The sequence below is a fragment of the Terribium retamae genome (genome assembly GCF_022347545.1).
GTDB lineage: Bacteria > Pseudomonadota > Alphaproteobacteria > Rhizobiales > Rhizobiaceae > Mesorhizobium > Mesorhizobium retamae.
This window is the reverse complement of the sequence record NZ_JAKREW010000029.1, coordinates 1-16,384: the sequence shown is the minus strand read 5'-3', so window position 1 is coordinate 16,384 and position 16,384 is coordinate 1. Positions and strand designations below refer to the sequence as shown.

The 16,384-nt window shown below is 59.5% G+C and carries 15 protein-coding genes and 1 pseudogene; 5 read left to right on the top strand and 11 right to left on the bottom strand.

Going from position 1 to position 16,384, the window contains the following annotated elements; genetic code table 11:
* Nucleotides 1–54 precede the first annotated feature (54 nt).
* The 5 genes from minE to arr all read right to left on the bottom strand — a co-directional run bounded on the left by minE (nt 55) and on the right by arr (nt 4,453).
* On the bottom strand, nt 55–336 hold the full coding sequence (gene minE, locus L4923_RS22265; protein ID WP_239369256.1) for a cell division topological specificity factor MinE: 282 nt from the start codon (nt 334–336) through the stop codon (nt 55–57).
* Entirely contained in the window at nt 333–1,148 is an 816-nt protein-coding gene (gene minD / locus L4923_RS22260; protein ID WP_239369254.1) for a septum site-determining protein MinD, read from the bottom strand. Before minD ends, minE begins: the two co-directional genes overlap by 4 nt.
* Nucleotides 1,149–1,178: 30 nt before the next feature.
* The gene (gene minC / locus L4923_RS22255) at nt 1,179–1,940 is read right to left on the bottom strand and encodes a septum site-determining protein MinC (protein WP_239369341.1); all 762 of its coding nucleotides are present in this window, start codon (nt 1,938–1,940) and stop codon (nt 1,179–1,181) included.
* Nucleotides 1,941–2,343: 403 nt separating this feature from the next.
* Nucleotides 2,344–3,669, bottom strand: a complete 1,326-nt coding sequence (locus L4923_RS22250; protein ID WP_239369340.1) for an NAD(P)/FAD-dependent oxidoreductase — start codon at nt 3,667–3,669, stop codon at nt 2,344–2,346.
* Nucleotides 3,670–4,036: 367 nt separating this feature from the next.
* Nucleotides 4,037–4,453, bottom strand: coding sequence for an NAD(+)--rifampin ADP-ribosyltransferase (arr, locus tag L4923_RS22245; RefSeq protein ID WP_239369252.1), 417 nt, complete (start codon nt 4,451–4,453; stop codon nt 4,037–4,039).
* Nucleotides 4,454–4,583: 130 nt separating this feature from the next.
* Here arr and L4923_RS22240 point away from each other — a divergent pair, with 130 nt between their 5' ends.
* Both L4923_RS22240 and L4923_RS22235 read left to right on the top strand, forming a co-directional pair.
* Nucleotides 4,584–5,138, top strand: coding sequence for a TetR/AcrR family transcriptional regulator (locus tag L4923_RS22240; RefSeq protein ID WP_239369250.1), 555 nt, complete (start codon nt 4,584–4,586; stop codon nt 5,136–5,138).
* A 72-nt stretch (nt 5,139–5,210) separates the two neighbouring features.
* On the top strand, nt 5,211–5,939 hold the full coding sequence (locus tag L4923_RS22235) for an SDR family oxidoreductase (protein ID WP_239369226.1): 729 nt from the start codon (nt 5,211–5,213) through the stop codon (nt 5,937–5,939).
* A gap of 367 nt (nt 5,940–6,306) precedes the next feature.
* Here the strand turns inward: L4923_RS22235 and L4923_RS22230 are convergent, their stop codons facing one another.
* Both L4923_RS22230 and L4923_RS22225 read right to left on the bottom strand, forming a co-directional pair.
* A complete protein-coding gene (locus L4923_RS22230; RefSeq protein ID WP_239369224.1) occupies nt 6,307–6,867 on the bottom strand; it encodes a HEAT repeat domain-containing protein in 561 nt (186 codons plus the stop codon).
* A 225-nt stretch (nt 6,868–7,092) separates the two neighbouring features.
* The gene (locus tag L4923_RS22225; protein WP_239369339.1) at nt 7,093–7,488 is read right to left on the bottom strand and encodes a helix-turn-helix domain-containing protein; all 396 of its coding nucleotides are present in this window, start codon (nt 7,486–7,488) and stop codon (nt 7,093–7,095) included.
* 351 nt (nt 7,489–7,839) lie between these two features.
* Here L4923_RS22225 and L4923_RS22220 point away from each other — a divergent pair, with 351 nt between their 5' ends.
* From L4923_RS22220 to L4923_RS22210, 3 genes are all read left to right on the top strand, one after another.
* On the top strand, nt 7,840–8,592 hold the full coding sequence (locus tag L4923_RS22220) for an AraC family transcriptional regulator (RefSeq protein WP_239369222.1): 753 nt from the start codon (nt 7,840–7,842) through the stop codon (nt 8,590–8,592).
* An 80-nt stretch (nt 8,593–8,672) separates the two neighbouring features.
* Nucleotides 8,673–9,413, top strand: coding sequence for a haloacid dehalogenase type II (locus tag L4923_RS22215; protein WP_239369220.1), 741 nt, complete (start codon nt 8,673–8,675; stop codon nt 9,411–9,413).
* Nucleotides 9,414–9,803: 390 nt separating this feature from the next.
* Nucleotides 9,804–10,019: a hypothetical protein gene (locus L4923_RS22210; RefSeq protein ID WP_239369219.1), complete on the top strand. Its 216-nt coding sequence runs from the start codon at nt 9,804–9,806 to the stop codon at nt 10,017–10,019.
* Nucleotides 10,020–10,255: 236 nt separating this feature from the next.
* Here the strand turns inward: L4923_RS22210 and L4923_RS22205 are convergent, their stop codons facing one another.
* The 4 genes and pseudogenes from L4923_RS22205 to L4923_RS22190 all read right to left on the bottom strand — a co-directional run.
* Entirely contained in the window at nt 10,256–11,593 is a 1,338-nt protein-coding gene (locus L4923_RS22205) for an HlyD family type I secretion periplasmic adaptor subunit (protein ID WP_239369217.1), read from the bottom strand.
* Nucleotides 11,593–13,803, bottom strand: coding sequence for a type I secretion system permease/ATPase (locus L4923_RS22200; protein ID WP_239369215.1), 2,211 nt, complete (start codon nt 13,801–13,803; stop codon nt 11,593–11,595). Before L4923_RS22200 ends, L4923_RS22205 begins: the two co-directional genes overlap by 1 nt.
* Nucleotides 13,804–13,828: 25 nt before the next feature.
* Entirely contained in the window at nt 13,829–15,973 is a 2,145-nt protein-coding gene (locus tag L4923_RS22195; RefSeq protein WP_239369213.1) for a hypothetical protein, read from the bottom strand.
* Nucleotides 15,974–16,073: 100 nt separating this feature from the next.
* Nucleotides 16,074–16,384, bottom strand: a pseudogene (locus L4923_RS22190) (hypothetical protein); the annotation flags it as partial.

Genomic DNA, 16,384 nt, shown 5'->3' with positions numbered 1-16,384 from the left:
CTACGCTTGTCTTGTCCCCCATGCCTCCGAAGAACGCTCAACGAAGGCGGCTGCTTAAGCCGCCTTCTTCCTGCCGGCAGCCGCCTTGACCGCACTGAATGGAATCTCGACGTCGACAGCGAGCGTCGACATCTGCTCGCCGCGTTCCATCTTTACGCTCACCTTGTCCTGGTCGATCTGCATATGCCTGGAGATGACGCGCAAGATCTCGTCTTTCAGCTTGGCGACCAGATCCGAGCCCCCTGCACTGGCGCGCTCATGAGCAAGCAGTACCTGCAGGCGCTCGCGCGCTGCCGGCGCCGACTGCGGCTTGGAAAAGAACCGGAACAGATTCATGCCGCTTTCCTCCCAAAGAGCTTGCCGAAGAAGCCTCGTCTTTCACCCGGAACGGTTACCGGCAGGGCTTCGCCCCGCAGCCTGCGCACGGCGTCGAAATAAGCCCGCGACGGCGCGCTGCCTTCGTCTGCCAGCGTGACCGGCGAGCCGAGGTTCGAAGCGCGCAGCACGTCCATGCTTTCGGGAATGATACCAAGCAGCGGGATCGATAGGATCTCCAGCACGTCGTCCACTTTCAGCATATCGCCCCGCTCGGCCCGCGTCGGGTCGTAGCGGGTCAGGAGCAAGTGCTTTTCCATGCGCTCGCCGTTTTCGGCCTTCACGGTCTTGGAATCGAGCAGACCGATGATGCGGTCAGAATCGCGCACCGAAGAGACTTCCGGATTGGTCACGACGATCGCCACATCGGCATGGCGCATGGCAAGCGTGGCGCCGCGCTCGATGCCGGCCGGGCTGTCGCAGATGACCCAGTCGAAGGCTTTCTTCAGTGAAGCGATGACCTTCTCAACGCCCTCCGGCGTGAGATTGTCCTTGTCGCGCGTCTGCGAGGCCGGCAGCAGATAGAGGGTCTCGACCCGCTTGTCGCGGATCAGTGCCTGGGTGAGCTTCGCCTCGCCCTGAATGACATTGACCAGGTCATAGACGACGCGCCGTTCAGCCCCCATGACCAGGTCGAGATTGCGCAAGCCGACGTCGAAATCGACGACCACAACCTTCTCGCCGTTCTGCGCCAGGGCGGCGCCCAGCGCGGCCGAGGACGTGGTCTTGCCCACGCCACCCTTGCCCGAAGTCACCACGATAACCTTGCCCATCGACCTCTCCTTTATGGACCTTCGTTCGGGTCAGCCTAGAATTCCAGTTTTGAGCGCATGACCTTCCAGCCACACCTGCACTGCCCGCCCCCGCAAATCCGGCTCCATATCCTCTGCCGTGAGGTAGAAGCCATCGATCGCCATCATTTCCGCCTCGAGCTTGCGGCAGAAGATGCGCGCCGTACCGTTGCCGGTAGTGCCGGCGAGCGCACGCCCCCGCAGCGTGCCATAGACGTGGATGGAACCGCCGGCGACGATTTCCGCGCCCGACGCGACCGAACCGACGATGGTGACATCTCCCTCCGGGAAGAACACCGACTGGCCGGAACGAACCGGTTCGGTAACGACCAGCGATCCTGTGACCTGGATCGAAGGCCCGGCAGCCGCGATCGTTTCCACCGCCGGCGCTTCCTGCGCCTCGACCGATTCCTTGGCCACGGCTATTTCATCTTCGGCTGCCGGATCGAAGTCCGAGGCCGGGCGCCCGTCATTCATGGCCGGCGGCATGTCCGGCCCGAGCAAGGAATGCCGTGCACCTTCCAAGCCCATGACACGGACGTTGCGCTGGCTGAGTTCATTGACCAATTCGCGCAGGTCCGCCTTCTTGATCTCGACAAGGCTGCTGACATCAAGCACCACGGGCCGCCGCAGGAAAAAGCCTGCAGAACGCGCCGCAAGATCGTCGAGTCCGGCCAGCCAATCCTCGAAGGGCAATTCCGGGGCAAGCGAAAGGGCAAGGAAGGACCGCCCCTTGAGGCGGATGGGCCGGGGTTTCGTTAACACGCTGGTGATCTTGGTTAATTTTTGATTGCGAAGATGTACCGGCGAAATGGTTAACAAAAGGTTAACGCAACATTCCTGGGAGAGGTTCGAAACGTAGGGTGGCAGGGCACGCCAGGCGTCGGAACGGAAGGTCGAAATGCCGTAGCCGTGCCGCTTTGTATGATCCCTGCCTGGAATGGCACTTCCCGTTTTCGGTCATAAACAAAATCGGAGCGACATGGGGATTTTGGTGCCGGCTGCAAGGCCGGTGACCGACCTGGCTGATTTGAAAGCGAACGGTGTCACTGATTCGGACAGCTCAGCCGCTCCACGCGTAACGACGAGTTGTTTTAGAACATCGATCGCAGCCGCGTCTCTATCTTGATTGCGGAGAGGGCACGGCGGCTATCCGGCTGGTGATACGTTCCGACTATCAAACGCCTCCAAGCGGGCGGATGGGAGAGCCATCGTTAAACCGCGAGTGCCTGAACGGAGACGGGTCCACAATCGGTTCCCGCCCGAGCGCGAGGTCCGCTAGGAGACGGCCTGCGCCGGGTCCAATTCCGAAGCCATGGCCGGAGAAGCCCGTGCCGACGATCAGGCCTGGCACGGCATCGATGGGAGAAATGACCGGAACGGTATCAGGCATCGCATCGATCATCCCGCCCCACCTTTGCACGATCTTGGCTTCTTTAAACTGAGGAAAGATGCGCATCAGCGACCGATAAGCCCTATCGAGGGTCATCTCGACAGGATCCGGGTCAAGAGTGCGAACACGTTCAAACGGCGAAATATCATCCAGAGCCCACGGGCGCGACAACCGCCAACTTTCGAAAAATGGACGTCCGAACCTCAATTGGAGGTGCCGCCCTTCGATCTTGAGCAGCGGCAGGAATTCCTTGAAAAACCGAAAGCTATCCGGGGTAATTTCCGCACGGTTCTCCGAACCGTTCGCGATCGTATATCCGCCATCAAGGCGCTTGCGATAGGCGAACTGCGACGACCATGCCGCTCCAGGTGGCCCGTCAACGACGCTGGTCCGTAAGACGGAGGCCCTCACACCAAGTTGGGGCAAACGAATACCCAGGCTGCGGCAGAAAAGTGTGCTCCAGACACCTCCGGCGAGAACCACCGTGTTGCATGCAATCGGACCGCGCTCCGTCACCACCGACGCTACTCGGCCGGATGCCATTTCGATTCCCCGCACGGCACATCGCTGCAGAATGATCGCCCCCTGCCGCTGTGCCGCGCGCGCTATCGCAGGAGCTGCTTTTTGCGGTTCGGCGCGTCCATCGCTTGGCGTATAAAGACCGCTTCGCCACGGCTTCGTTGCACCGGGCATCAGGTCGGCAAGTGCCTGACCTTTGATCATGTGCGTGTCCAAACCGTGAGGCCCAGCTGCCTTGAGCCAAGCTTCTCGTTGCCCTTCCTCTTCGACATTTTCACAGGCGTACAGAATACCTGTTTGCCGGAAGCCAACGTCTTCACCCAGCAACTGAGACAGGCCTTCCCAGATCTTGATCGCCTCTACGATCAGAGGGAGTTCTCGCGGGTCACGCCCCATCCGGCGAACCCAACCCCAGTTGCGGCTGGATTGTTCGCCCGCGACCTCGCCCTTCTCACACAGGACGACCGGCACTCCAGCCATTGCCAGAAACAGGGCCGTGCTGACACCGATGATGCCACCGCCGACGACGACAACTTCAGCCCGACGTGGCATGGTTTCGTTGGAATTCACTTGTTCCGTTGGTGGCTGCATCCCCATCCGTGCCTTTGTCTTGCTGTCCCGCTGCATGCCCCGCGAAATGCGGTGTGCAGCAACAGAATGGCGAGGCAGAACTGCCAGCTGCAATGACCGCCGGCATCCTTCCCGTTGGACCAGCCTATGTCAGCGACGTTCTGTCGCTTGGAGAAATGATACGCGATGGGTTGTTGAAATATGTACTTTTGGGCCGGTGTAATCGGGCTGGCGATCGCTAACGCTGCCGTCGCGAATGACCATCGGTCGACTGCTCGCCGCGGACGCCCAAATGGTTGTCGAGAGCAGATCGGAACCCGCCCCGAACCCCGTTTGCCGATGCTCCAAAGCCACAGACCCGAACTTTGCCCATTGCAATCTCCCGCAATCAGTCCTCGATAATGACGTCGCTCCCCTCCTGCCTCATGCGTGCTAGATTGTCCTTCATGTGTTGCAGTTGCTCAGGCAAATGGCCAACCCAGTCCTTGACCTCGCCGGTGATCCGCAATGGATCGACTGAGCGGTATGATGCGGTGACGTTGCCGGGGAACTTTTTGTCGGTGAGGTTGGGGTCGTCCTCGAACGGGCCGGTCGGTTTAACAACATAGATGCGACCTCGGCCTTGGCCCTTAGCGAGTTCCGCTCCCCAAGTCGCCGCTTCGAGCGTAGCGCTGAAATATACGTGTTTCAGCCCGCGCTCGACGAAATTGCTTTCAAAGCCCGGCGCGATCAGATCGCCTATTTGAAGGTCGGCTTTGGTGCCGTGATAGAACACGGTACCGACGGGAACGTCCTTTGCGTACATGAGTGACTCCTCACGCTATGTTTCCCGCCCCCAGGTAGCCTTCTCGCCGTGACATTGACGCCGGAAAGCGGAGGAATATACTCCGCTTGTGGATGCGTCAAGAAAGCCCGGCTGACAGAAGGGTGGAAGAATGCGGGCTGATGCACTGAAGAACAGGCAGCGACTTATCGAAGCGACGGTTGAACTCGTTCTCGAAGTTGGCGGCGAGCCGGCACGAGACACCATAGCAGGGCGCGCCGGTGTCGGTATCGGGACCCTGTACAGGCACTTCCCGGACCGGCAGTCCCTGCTTCACGCCGCTGTGCGTCACGTCCTGGAGAAAAGCATCGGCGCCGGAGAGGCGCTGGCCGAAACCGTTCCCGACGGTGTCGATGCGCTCCGCCAGTACATGCATGTCGCCCTCGATAGCGGGATTGGGGTGGTGAACATCCTCCATCCACTGCTGGAAAGACCGGAATGGCCAGATCTCCGAACTCGTGCAACGGTGCTCATGAAATCGATCGTCGGTCGCGCCGTGCGGGAGGGACCACTTCGCAAGGATTTATCCGAGCGCGACATCGTATTCGCCTTGACCCGCTTTGCTCGGCCATTGGCGGTCGGATTGCCACCCGAAGAGGAGCGCTCGCTTGCTCATCGTCACCTCGATTTCTACCTCGACGGCTTGTGCGCTCACCGAAGCCATTAAAGGAACAACCGATAGAGAAGCACTGTTTTGAAGGGAGCCAGTTTCCAGCAACCAGCATAAGGAGCAGAATCCATGGGCAGATTTTCCAGCAAACGGATCATTGTCACCGGCGGGACAAGTGGCATAGGGCTGGCCGGCGCAGAACGGTTGGCGGCGGAGGGCGCCGAAGTCTTCATAACCGGTCGGAAGGAACCGACGAGCGGCCGGTTGTCAGATAGCGTCCACTTCGTTCGCAATGATGCCACCGACCCCGATGCTGGGAAGGAATTGCTTCAAGCCCTCCCTGATGAAGGCGGCTTTGACGGTCTATGGCTCAATGCGGGGTTTGCCGAGGTGGCGCCTTTGTCAGAGATCGACGCGGTTTTTTTCGACCGCATGATGCACACCAATGTCCGCGGGCCGGTCCTGCAGATGTCCGCTCTGTGCGATCGCCTCAACGACGACGCCTCCGTCGTCGTGACATCCTCGACTGCGATCCACGAAGGGTCACCGAACGCGAGCATCTACGCAGCGACGAAGGGAGCGCTGGTTTCGCTGTGCCGGTGCTGGGCATCAGCGCTCGGGCCTCGCGGTATCCGGGTTAACGCTCTGGTCCCAGGGGCGATCGCGACCGGATTCAGAGATTTCATGCCGAAGGATTTCCGCTCTGCGTTCGAGGCGGACGTGGTGGGCCGCACGGTTCTGGGACGTGTAGGCGCGCCAGGTGACGCGGCCGCCGTCGCGCTGTTCCTGCTCTCTGATGAGGCAGCCTACGTGACGGGCAGCCAATATCTGGTCGACGGTGGCCTCACCATGGCCTGACCGGGATTAGGGCTCGGAGAAACTTGCGAAGCGCGCTCGTAGACCTGTGAGAAATCCAAACCCGCCTGCACGGTCACTCGCGCGGGCCGGTCATGCGTTCGATGCCAAGGCTCCAGAGCTTCTAGCTCGCTGACCGTCATCTTGTTGTGATCGATCATGCCCGCAGGTCCCGCCAAACCCCGACGGACAAAGCCGCGTTGGCCAGTTGGAATTTGGAAAGTCTCGGCGGCGCAGCCGCCAAGGGCTGATTGCCGACTATCCGGTTTCACCTCGCACACAGCAGATAACTGCCGTTCGGCAAACGACCGCATTGTCGACACAAGCCACTCCTGCCCTGATCATTGAAGCGATCGACCAACATTTCGCTTCAGCCCTTCGTCGACCTTGTACGGCCCAGGGCAACTTCACGGCGGGCACGTTTAAGGGAAGTGGCGAACCCTGAATCGGGATCTTGCAACAACCGTACCGTCGCATCAACGTGCTGCCGAACCGTCGCGTCTCCGCGTTCCGCGGCGACAGCAAGGAGAGGCTCGATCACATCCTTTCCTAACGCAACAAGGGCTCTGCTCAAGCTGAGTTGCGTCTCCGCATCCCCATGACCAAGCCTTGTCGCAAGTTTTTCGGCCAGCCAGTCGCGCTCTCCTTTGGGCACCAGCGCCACGGCCGAATACCAGGCTGTGCGGACAACGCTCTGATTCTCGTCATCCAAGCGACTCGCCACGGCTGGCCACGCCGTTTCATCTTTGAACTTGGAAAGCGTGTGGAGGGCCTGACATCGAGCCTGTGGTTCCGGCCGGGTCAGGTCTTCGATCACGCGCGGCACAACCCTGTTCGCCGGAAGTCGGATCAGCGCCCAAGTCAGCATTTCCCGGACCTGGAAATCTGGCTCGACCGCACATTGACGCAGCAATATCTCCAGGTCCGACAACGAAGGGCTCATTCCCGCTCGGAGGGCCGCGTCGAGACGCAGTGATGGGTCAGGGTTGGCAAAAGCGGATTCAAGAGGGCTCATGGGCATATTTGTTGAGGCTTCGGAGAGGACATTTCGTTGGTGCCGCTGATAGCTGGACGGGCTGTTGTTTAGATAAGTTGACCACTCGCTCTGGAGATGATGCCCTTTTATAACTTCTTCCCGGCACCTCGGTTCTCTAGATCACGAGCTGGTCCCCAAGCATGCGCTAACGAGCTTGAGCAACATCGCGGCATCGGCCGGCGACGCGACAAGAATGACCTTGACGCTGCGACGCTCGGGGTCATGCGCGATATCGACCGAGATGGAAGTGCCGGAAGGTTCTTTGCCTTTGGACGCTCCGAGCAGAACTGCTGAAAGACGTTGCAGAAGCACCATATCGACATCTGCAATGTCGACGATACTGGTGGCCCTGGCGTCGCGCCCGTCATTCGGACTGTTCGAACCAGCGAAGGTATTCAGGTCGGACCGCATCACGCGGTACTGCTTGCCCACCTTGGCCGCACGCAGCCGGCCTTCGCGAATAAACCGCAAAACGGTCTTCGGATGCAATTGCAGGAGATGAGCGGCCGCCTCCACGGTCAAGAATTCGGTTGTCATTATTCCTAATTGATACCCATTATTCCCTAATTCAGGATATTTGAGGCGTAATAAGGAGTCAACGCCATCGGTGACAGAGCGTCATGGCACCGGCAGGGGCTTGACCATGAACGAAGATGCCATCCAGCGCGCCAGAGCAAGCATCGGTCTGCAAACTCTGCATCGCTTCCACAACGGAGGATCGGCGCGCAGGGTGTCGTTGTGACCCATGTTAGATTGCGAAGATAGCCAGCTTCCCGATCATGGAAATTCTGTCTACGACTGCGAACCAAACGGCTCGCCGCGCCGGGCAAGGGTCATCCATCAGTTTTCGCGTGGGTGGATTGGTTGATGAACGAACCGATAGTGGAAGTTCGAAAATTCTCAGGGGAAGTCGAACAGCATCAGCACGATTACCATCAAGTCATCTTGCCTGTCGTCGGCGCACTTGAGATTGACCTGGGTTTCAACGCGGGACGGGTCACCGGGAGTATCGGCTTGTTCGTACCGGCCGGTTGCGGACATACGTTTTACTCTCGTCAATCGAATAAATTCATCGTTTTGGATGTGCCCGCAAGCTTCGTCGCGCGACCAGGTGGCGAAGATACGTCTCCATTTTTTGCAATCGGCCCGGAAGTTCACGGCCTGATCGACTACATGGCCGCGTTCCCGTCCTCGCTGCCGCCGCTTGCCCCGCTGCGACAAGCCTGGACAACGCTGCTTCTCGATCGCATCCGCGATCACCGACATTACCCCGATCGCACTGAACTCATCGTCCGCCGAGCCATGGCGTTCATGAAGCGAAAACTTGCCAGCCCTATTCGCATCGCCGATATCGCGGCGGCAGCGGGAACGAGCTCTACCCGCTTGCACGACGCGTTCGCCAGGCGGCGTGCAACCACGCCCCATGGACAGCTGATTACGATGCGTCTTGACGCCGCCGAACGCATGCTCGCCGACTCACGCCTTACCATCGCAGAGGTGGCCGTCCGAAGCGGCCACGCGGACCAGAGCGCTCTGACACGCATAATGCGTCGAGAGCGCGGCACATCTCCAGCCGCGCTTCGAAAGCTTCTCCTCGGAAGAACGGAAGGAAACGCCTAAAATCTGGGAGATGGCTCCAAGATATTCGCCTCGCCACGCGTTACGGAAAGCGCAGAATTTGCCAGCGCGAGGATCACAAAATGGATTTCACCCGCTTCAAGGCGTTGTCTTTCGACGTCTACGGTACACTTATCGACTGGGAAACCGGCATCTGGAACGCGCTTCAGCCGCTTCTCAGCGTAGGCAATCGCTCAATTTGCCGCAATGAGGCGTTGGAAGCCTATGGAGAAGTCGAGACGATGCAGGAGGCAGAGACGCCTTCCCTGCACTACAGGACATTGCTGGCGGTGGTGCATGCGAGGCTCGCCCGACGCTGGGGCATCTCGGCACACGCCGATTTGCACGAGCGTTTTGGTGGATCGGTGCCGGATTGGCCTGCCTTTCCAGATTCGAGGGAAGCGCTTGGCTACTTGAAGCAGCACTACAGGCTGGTCGTCCTGTCAAACATCGATGACGAGAGCTTCGCGGCGTCAAATCGTACCCTCGGTGTCACATTCGACGCGGTCTACACCGCCGAGAACATTGGCACATACAAGCCGGACTCAAACAACTTCAACTTTCTGATTCAACGATTGGATCAGGAGCTGGGTATCCAGCAGGACGAACTGCTTCATCTCGCTCAGAGCTTGTATCATGATCACGTACCGGCGGAAGCTAGCGGGCTCGCCACCGTGTGGATCGATCGCCGGTTCGGAATGGAAGGTTCGGGCGCAACAAAGCGCCCACACAAGCTGCCAAAGATAGGTGGCCATTTCCCGACATTGGCCGAATTTTCAGCCGCACATCGTGCAGCGAGCAAGTCACCGAAGGGCGGGACCTGATCGAACGCCTTAGCGCGCTTCCCCGTCCCCGTTTCAGTTCGCAGCCCACGACGGGAAAGCGAAAGGTCATGCCGTTTGGATGGCGCTAACTGTTTCCAGAATTACGCGATCCCGCAGCGACAGGAGGCGAACATCATCTTCTCGGTTGACGTTGGTGATCATACCAGTTGGGCATCTATTACGTCTTCGGGAGTACCCCAAATGGGACTGGAGCTCAGGCCTGCGAGAGGATAGTCTGTTGCTCTTAAAGTTCCCAGATGTACGTGGGCCTCATTCAACGAGGCAGTTCATCCGGCCTGGGTTGGACGCAAATGGCAACATTTGTGAGAAGGGGTGTGTTGAGCACCCTTCGTCCAATCGCATCAATTGGGTCGGCAGGGGCAGTTCATCATGGACTTAAAGATCGGGCCAGCAAAGCGGCCGGGGGTCGAGAAGACAATCCTTAGACAGCCACTTAATCTCGTCGAGGTGGACATCAATGGCGATGAGGTCGAACTGCGGTTTTGCGCTGGCGGCCTTTACGACGACAAATCTCTCTACCGCTACACGATGCGGTTTTCGCGCAATGAGATGTTGGAATTGCTCGCGAACGGTCAGACGCATTGATCCGGGGAGTTGCTTGCCAACTCGTGAATAGTCCGACCAAGCGTGTAGCCAGTTCCTTTCGCCGATGGGCTTGCCGGCATTGCCGACAGCCGTGTTGCGGGAAACTCCAGATCGCCCTAGGGTTTGTCCCACCTTGAACGCGAAGCATCTTCGGGCCCACAAACGCAATCCGCCTTTGACATCCATACACAACGCGACGGCGATACCGCGACTACGCTGTCGGCGACCGCATTCGGCTATCGTTCGGTGAAAGCCCGCGACATGCTTTCGCGGATCGGCTTTGTCAGATAGTCCAGGAAAGTCCGCTCCGCCGTCTCAATCATCACCTCGACAGGCATGCCTGGTGTCGCGGTGAAGCCGGGAATCCGGGCAAGTTCGCTTGCCGACAAGCGAATACGCGCCAGATAAACCTCGGTGTTCGGGAGCGCCGCATCGGACAAGGCGTCGGCGGAGACGTAGTAGACATCGCCATACAGCACCGGCGTCGTACGCCGATTGAGCGCAACGAGGTGGATGGTTGCCCTCTGGCCCGGCTTGACCGCGTCTATGTCCTTGCGCTGGATTTGCGTCTCGATGATGAGCGGGACGTTGGCCGGGAGAATCTCGAGGATCTTCTTGCCGCTTTCGATGACCCCACCGGAAGTGTGATAATACATCCGCACAACCGTGCCCGAAACCGGCGCATTTATCGTCGAGCGCTGCATGATATTTTGTGCCTGGCGGGCCTCCTCTCGTACGGCGTCGAGTTCCCCCTCGCTGCTTTGCAGCTCGTCCAGCGCTTTCTGGTTCAGTTCGGTGATTGTCTGATCGATCTGCTGACGAAATTTTTCCACCTGGGCGTCCGTCTCGGCAACTTCCGCATTCAGCCTGCCAATCTGGCCCTGTGCGTCGGCGATGGCCCGCTGGATCGCGTTGACCTCCGGCTTGCGCATGAGCCCCTGGTTTAGAAGCTTCAGCTTCCCTGCATATTCTTCCTGCAGGAAGGAAAGCTGTTCGGACATGGATCGACTTTGCCGACGGAAGCCTTCCGCACGGAATTTCAGGGATTCCATGTTCTGCTTGAGCAATCCGACCTCGCTTTCCACGCGGCTCTGGGCCGAACGGAAACTGGCGATCTGTCCGTCGACGATCGAGCTGATGTCGCTATCGTTCCTGTTGTCGATAATGATGTCGGGAAACTTGATTTCGGGCTTGTTGGCGACCTGCGCGGAAAGGCGCGCCGCATTCGCTTCGAGCCGCGCCTGGCGCAGAAAAAGCTGCCGCTGCTTCACCTGTGCGGCGATTCCGTCGAGCCGGATCAGGGGCCGGCCGGCGGTGACGTGATCACCCTCACTGACCAGTATCTCCTGGATGATCCCGCCTTCGAGGTGCTGAACCACCTTGTTCTCGCCGGTTGCGACGAAACTGCCCGCGCTGATCACCGCAGCTGCTAGCGGCGCGGTCGCCGCCCATGTCCCGAAACCGCCAAACACAGCCAGGATCAGGGCCAGGCCGACGAGTGCATGCCTGCGTATCGAACGCGGCACCTCGCCATACCATTCGATATCATGAACGTTTGCGATGCTCGTGGTCATCACGCTACCTGTGCCGTCTGGGGCGCCACAGCGGGACGGCCGTTCGCGGCGTTATAAGGCGCGAGAGCTTTGAGAACGTCCTGGCGCACACCGAACATCGATACGGTGCCGTTGGACAAGAGCAGGATCTTGTCGACACAATTGAGCAGCGACGGCCGTTGCGTGATGGTGATCACCGTGATCTTTTCCTCTTTCGCGTGCGCTAGGGCTCGCAGCAGCGCAGCATCGCCCGCCCCGTCCAGATTGGAATTGGGCTCGTCAAGAACGACCAGGCGCGGATTGCCGAAAAAAGCTCGAGCGAGCGCGATCCGCTGTTTCTGGCCTCCCGACAAAGGCGCGCCATCGGCTGCGACCATCGTTTCGTAGCCCTGGGGAAAGCTCGAGATGAGCTCGTGCACATCGGCCAGCATAGCGGCCTTGTAGATGTCCTCATCGCTGGCATCTTCACGCATGCGGCCGATATTGGCTTTGATTGAGCCGGGAAAAAGTTGAACGTCCTGGGGCAGATAGCCGATGTTCTCACCGAACTGGCGCTGGTCCCAGTTGCGCAGGTCCATCAGATCCAGACGCACGCTGCCGGATGTTGGCAAGATCGAACCGACAAGCATCTTGCCGAGCGTTGTCTTGCCGGCGCCCGAATCCCCGATGACAGCAAGCGATTCACCAGGTGCGAGCGTGAACGATATCCCGTTCAGCACGACCCGCTTGGTTCCATGCGGCACGAAGAGCAGACGTTCGACATCGAGCCGTCCTTGCGGCCGGGGCAATTTCAGCCGCTCGAAATTCAAGGGAGACGATTTGAGCAGAGCCGAAATCCTCTCATAGGCGGAACGTGTATTGATGAATTGGTGCCAACCTTCGATGGCGCCTTCGACAGGAGCCAACGCGCGGCCGGCGATGATCGAAGCAGCAATGACCATGCCGCCCGTCAGTTGGCCCTCCAGAGAAAGATACGCCCCCCACCCCAGCATGGCTACCTGCGCAAGCAGGCGTATTCCCTTGGAGATCGAAGCGGAAATGACGTTGCGGTCCTGGGCGAGCACTTGGGCCTTTAAGGACCCCGCAGTATCCTGGCCCCATATCTTCACCGCCTCCGGGATCATGGCAAGCGCGTTGATGATCTGGGAATTGCGCGACATGGAATCGAGATGCAGGTTCGCCCTGCTCTGGAAATTGTTTGCCTCATGGAACGACGCAGCGGTCATCCGTTGATTGATGAACGCGATCACCAAAAGCAGACTGGCAGCGACCACCGTGATGAAACCGAGGTGGGGATGCACCAGAAATACCGCAAGCATGAACAGCGGCGTCAGCGGTGCATCAAGAAACGCAAGGAGCGTGCCCGAAACGAGAAACGACCGCAATTGCTGCAGGTCGCCGAGCGTCTGATATTCGCGCCCGTTGCTATGAAGAGAAGCACGGGCAGCGGCGCCAAGAATGGGCGCACCGAGTTGGACCGCCACTTCGACCGCCGTTCGCATCAGGATGAAACGGCGGATGGCGTCGAGTACAGCATTGAGGACGACTGCGCCTGCGATCAATATCGTCAGCATGACAAGCGTGTCGATCGAACGGCTGGTCAGCACGCGATCGGATATCTGGAAGAGATAGATCGGGATCGCAAGGACCAGGACGTTGGTCGCCACAGTAAAGGCCATGACAACTGCGAGATTGCGGCGGACGGCGCGTATTCCAGCCTTCATATTGTCGGCGAGATTGATCGGCCCGAGACGACGGTGGAATACGTCGGCGGTACCAGCGTCTGCACTCCCGGCGCGCTTTTTCGGAGTTTTGGAACCGGAGAGGTGCGCCTCCGTCTTTATTGGACCGTTGTCGGCATCCATCAACTTGAGGCCGCCGGCAGCCATGTCCCGCTCTCCCTGACGCCGGAACCGTCCGTTTCGCCCGAATGCCGGCTCGTCCATCGCCTCCGCCGGATCCTTATCCTTGCTTCGAAAATCGTCTCGACCGAATCCGGGCGCTGCTTCCTCGTCGTCATTGGCCGGACGAAACCAAATCGAATTTGTCTTGTTCCTCCTCAGTTCGGCGGCCGCCCGATCGATCTCCGCCATGAAGACCGCGAACCGCTGGTCCAGCTTCTCGTTGGCATCCGACGGCGTGGCGCCAGACTTGCGGGGATCGCCAAAATCGGTTTCGGCATCATGATGGGTCGCCGTCATTTCCGCGTGATTTCCCGAATGCTCGTTCATCGCCTCCCTCGATAGGATGTTGGCCTCAGGAAACTACTGACTGCATGATGTCGCTGTGACCGGGATGGACATCGAGTGGGTCCGTCAAATGTGAAACCGGGTCGTCATGGCCCGAGCCGGCCATGTCATCGCTGAGGAATGCCACTGCTTCATTGACAAGATGATCGGCATCCTGTGTCTCCAGCAGGTGATCGGTGCGGATGACGTCGGTCTGAACCAGCAGTTCATCCGTGTAGCGATCACCCCCGACATAGATCTCACTGCCCGGGTCGACATCGACGATCTGGGCCGAATTGACGAGAGCATTGGAGCCGGTCGTTATTGACCAATTGCCGTCGACGGCCTGAAGGGCAGAGTCCATCGCCAGCGCGACTTCGTCGGCGTCGCCAAGCACATTGGTCTGGTGGATATATTGCAGGTCGTAGATGCTGCCCGAGATGTAGAGAACCTTGAGGCCGGGAAGACCAAGGAAGGCGCTGTCGTTCAACACCTCTGAGGAAAGCGTCTTGTTGCCGTTCCCGAATTCCTGGATCGCGTGCAGGAAGCCGTCCGGCAATCCCTCCGCGGCCCCGGAGCCGACCGACATAATGCTGGCGCTGTTCCAGAGCAGGTTGTCACCGGTCGACGCCGAGCCGTGGCCGGAGCTATGAAACCCGGCAACCGCACCCACGATGTCGTTGTCGAGAAGCACATTCGTCTGCGAGATGATATTCGCGTCGTAGTAATTTCCGCCGATCAGCACGAGATCGTAGCTTCTTCCGAGATCGAATATCGAGAGGCCGTTGAAGGCCTGGTTCCCGCCGGTGCCGACCTGTGTCGTCACCCCGAAGGAAGAGGAAATGACCGCAGTGTCGTGATCAATGACGAAATTGAGTTGCTGTATCCAATTCAGGGAAATGAAGTCACCGCTGATCTCCGTGACAACCCAGCTGCGTGGGAATGCAACGGCAGCTTGATCGTCGCCCCCGGTTTCGGCTCCGTCTATTCGCACCATCTCCGCGATGTTGAATGCTGCGGTCGCGGCCTGATGCTTGGCGGCGTCCCAGCCGTTCACGCTCGATCCAATCGCATCGGAATCGCTCCACGCATTGATCTGGATGATGGCATCGAGCGAGAAATGATTGCCGGCCACCGCGAAGACTCCGCCAGCAAGCGCGGCGTTTATCACGGTTGCGGAATTGACCAGGGCATTGCCGCCGGTGCTGAGTTCCACAGAGGTGCCTGTCGACACTAGGCCCTCTCCGTGGACCGTACCTCCGGTGACGGTCGACCCGACATTGCCGGCCTCAGGGTCGCCACCGTTCGAATCTGTGCCGGAAGCGGTCGACGCCGGTTCATGGACAAGAGGGGATGCCGCTGGAAGCTTGTCGTTCAGTTCCGGCTCTTCCGCCACCTGCCCGTTGACATATGTCCCGCTTCCAACCGGCTCCGTCACGACCGAGACACGCGCGTGAACGGAAATCCCGTCGGCATCGGCGGGCAAGGAAGAGGCGTCGCCTGAACTGTCTGGGGCAGGCTCCTCCGCCATTTTGCTGGCTGCCTCGGCAAACCGGTCGAGCGACGCCGCCGTGTCGGCGACGAAGGAACCGATGTCGGCGGGGATACCCGACGATAGCGGCTGGATCGGAAGGAATTGCAGCGCGTCGTTATGCAGCGTTTCGAGAACAACGTTCGGCGAACCGATCGAATGGAAATCGACGTTTGTTGCGCCGACAGTGACAAAATCATTGTCGAAAAGGTTGTTGATCTGCGCGACATGCACAGCGACGGAGCCGACAGGTTCGAGCTTGAAAACCGGAGCGCCGGAATGGGCCGTCTGATACGCCGCCTGAGAGAGGTGCGGCGTAAGCGCAAGGTAGTCGGGATAGACCACGGGCGGCACCTCGGCGCCGATCGGAATCCCCATCCGGACGTAGGCCAGTTGGGTTAGCGTGGACTGCTTTTCGAGCTCAGGACCAGCTGGAACATAGTGCAGGCCCGGATCGGGGTCGTTGAAATCATATGGAGATCGAAAGGCGATCGGAAGATGGTCGTCCGGCGGCGTCGGATCCGGCGTTACCTGCCGGGCTTTGAACTCAAGGTAGTCGTCGCGCAACCGCGACTGTTCCGCCGCAATGTGGAACAGCCCTATAAAGTGGGCGATCGCCTCGCTTATCCTGTCCAAATACACGGAGCCGTCCTTCCATCTGCCGCCGCGTCGCGCCTGGCGTAACGCGATTGGTGACTACGCGGCACGCACCGCGTAGTCACAGCTCGTGGGAGCAACATCCTCAGGAATCGTCGCCGTTGTTCATGCTGTCGTAGTTCCCGCCAACGATCGTCTGGCTGAGCAGGTTTTCCATCAGATTGGCGCCCGTGACGATGCTCTGGTTGAACGCGCTGGTGTCGATGGTCGCATCGGCATGGGCTTCAGACAGGCCATTCACATAGCTGTCATGGCCATTGTTGGATCCCCACATGCCGCCATCACCACCGCCACCGCCGGCTCCGTTCGTCACGATGCCGCCTGCGCCGCCTGCGCCGCCATTGCCGCCGGCAGCAGCGCCTCCGGTGCCATCACCGCCGGTAGGCACTACGATTG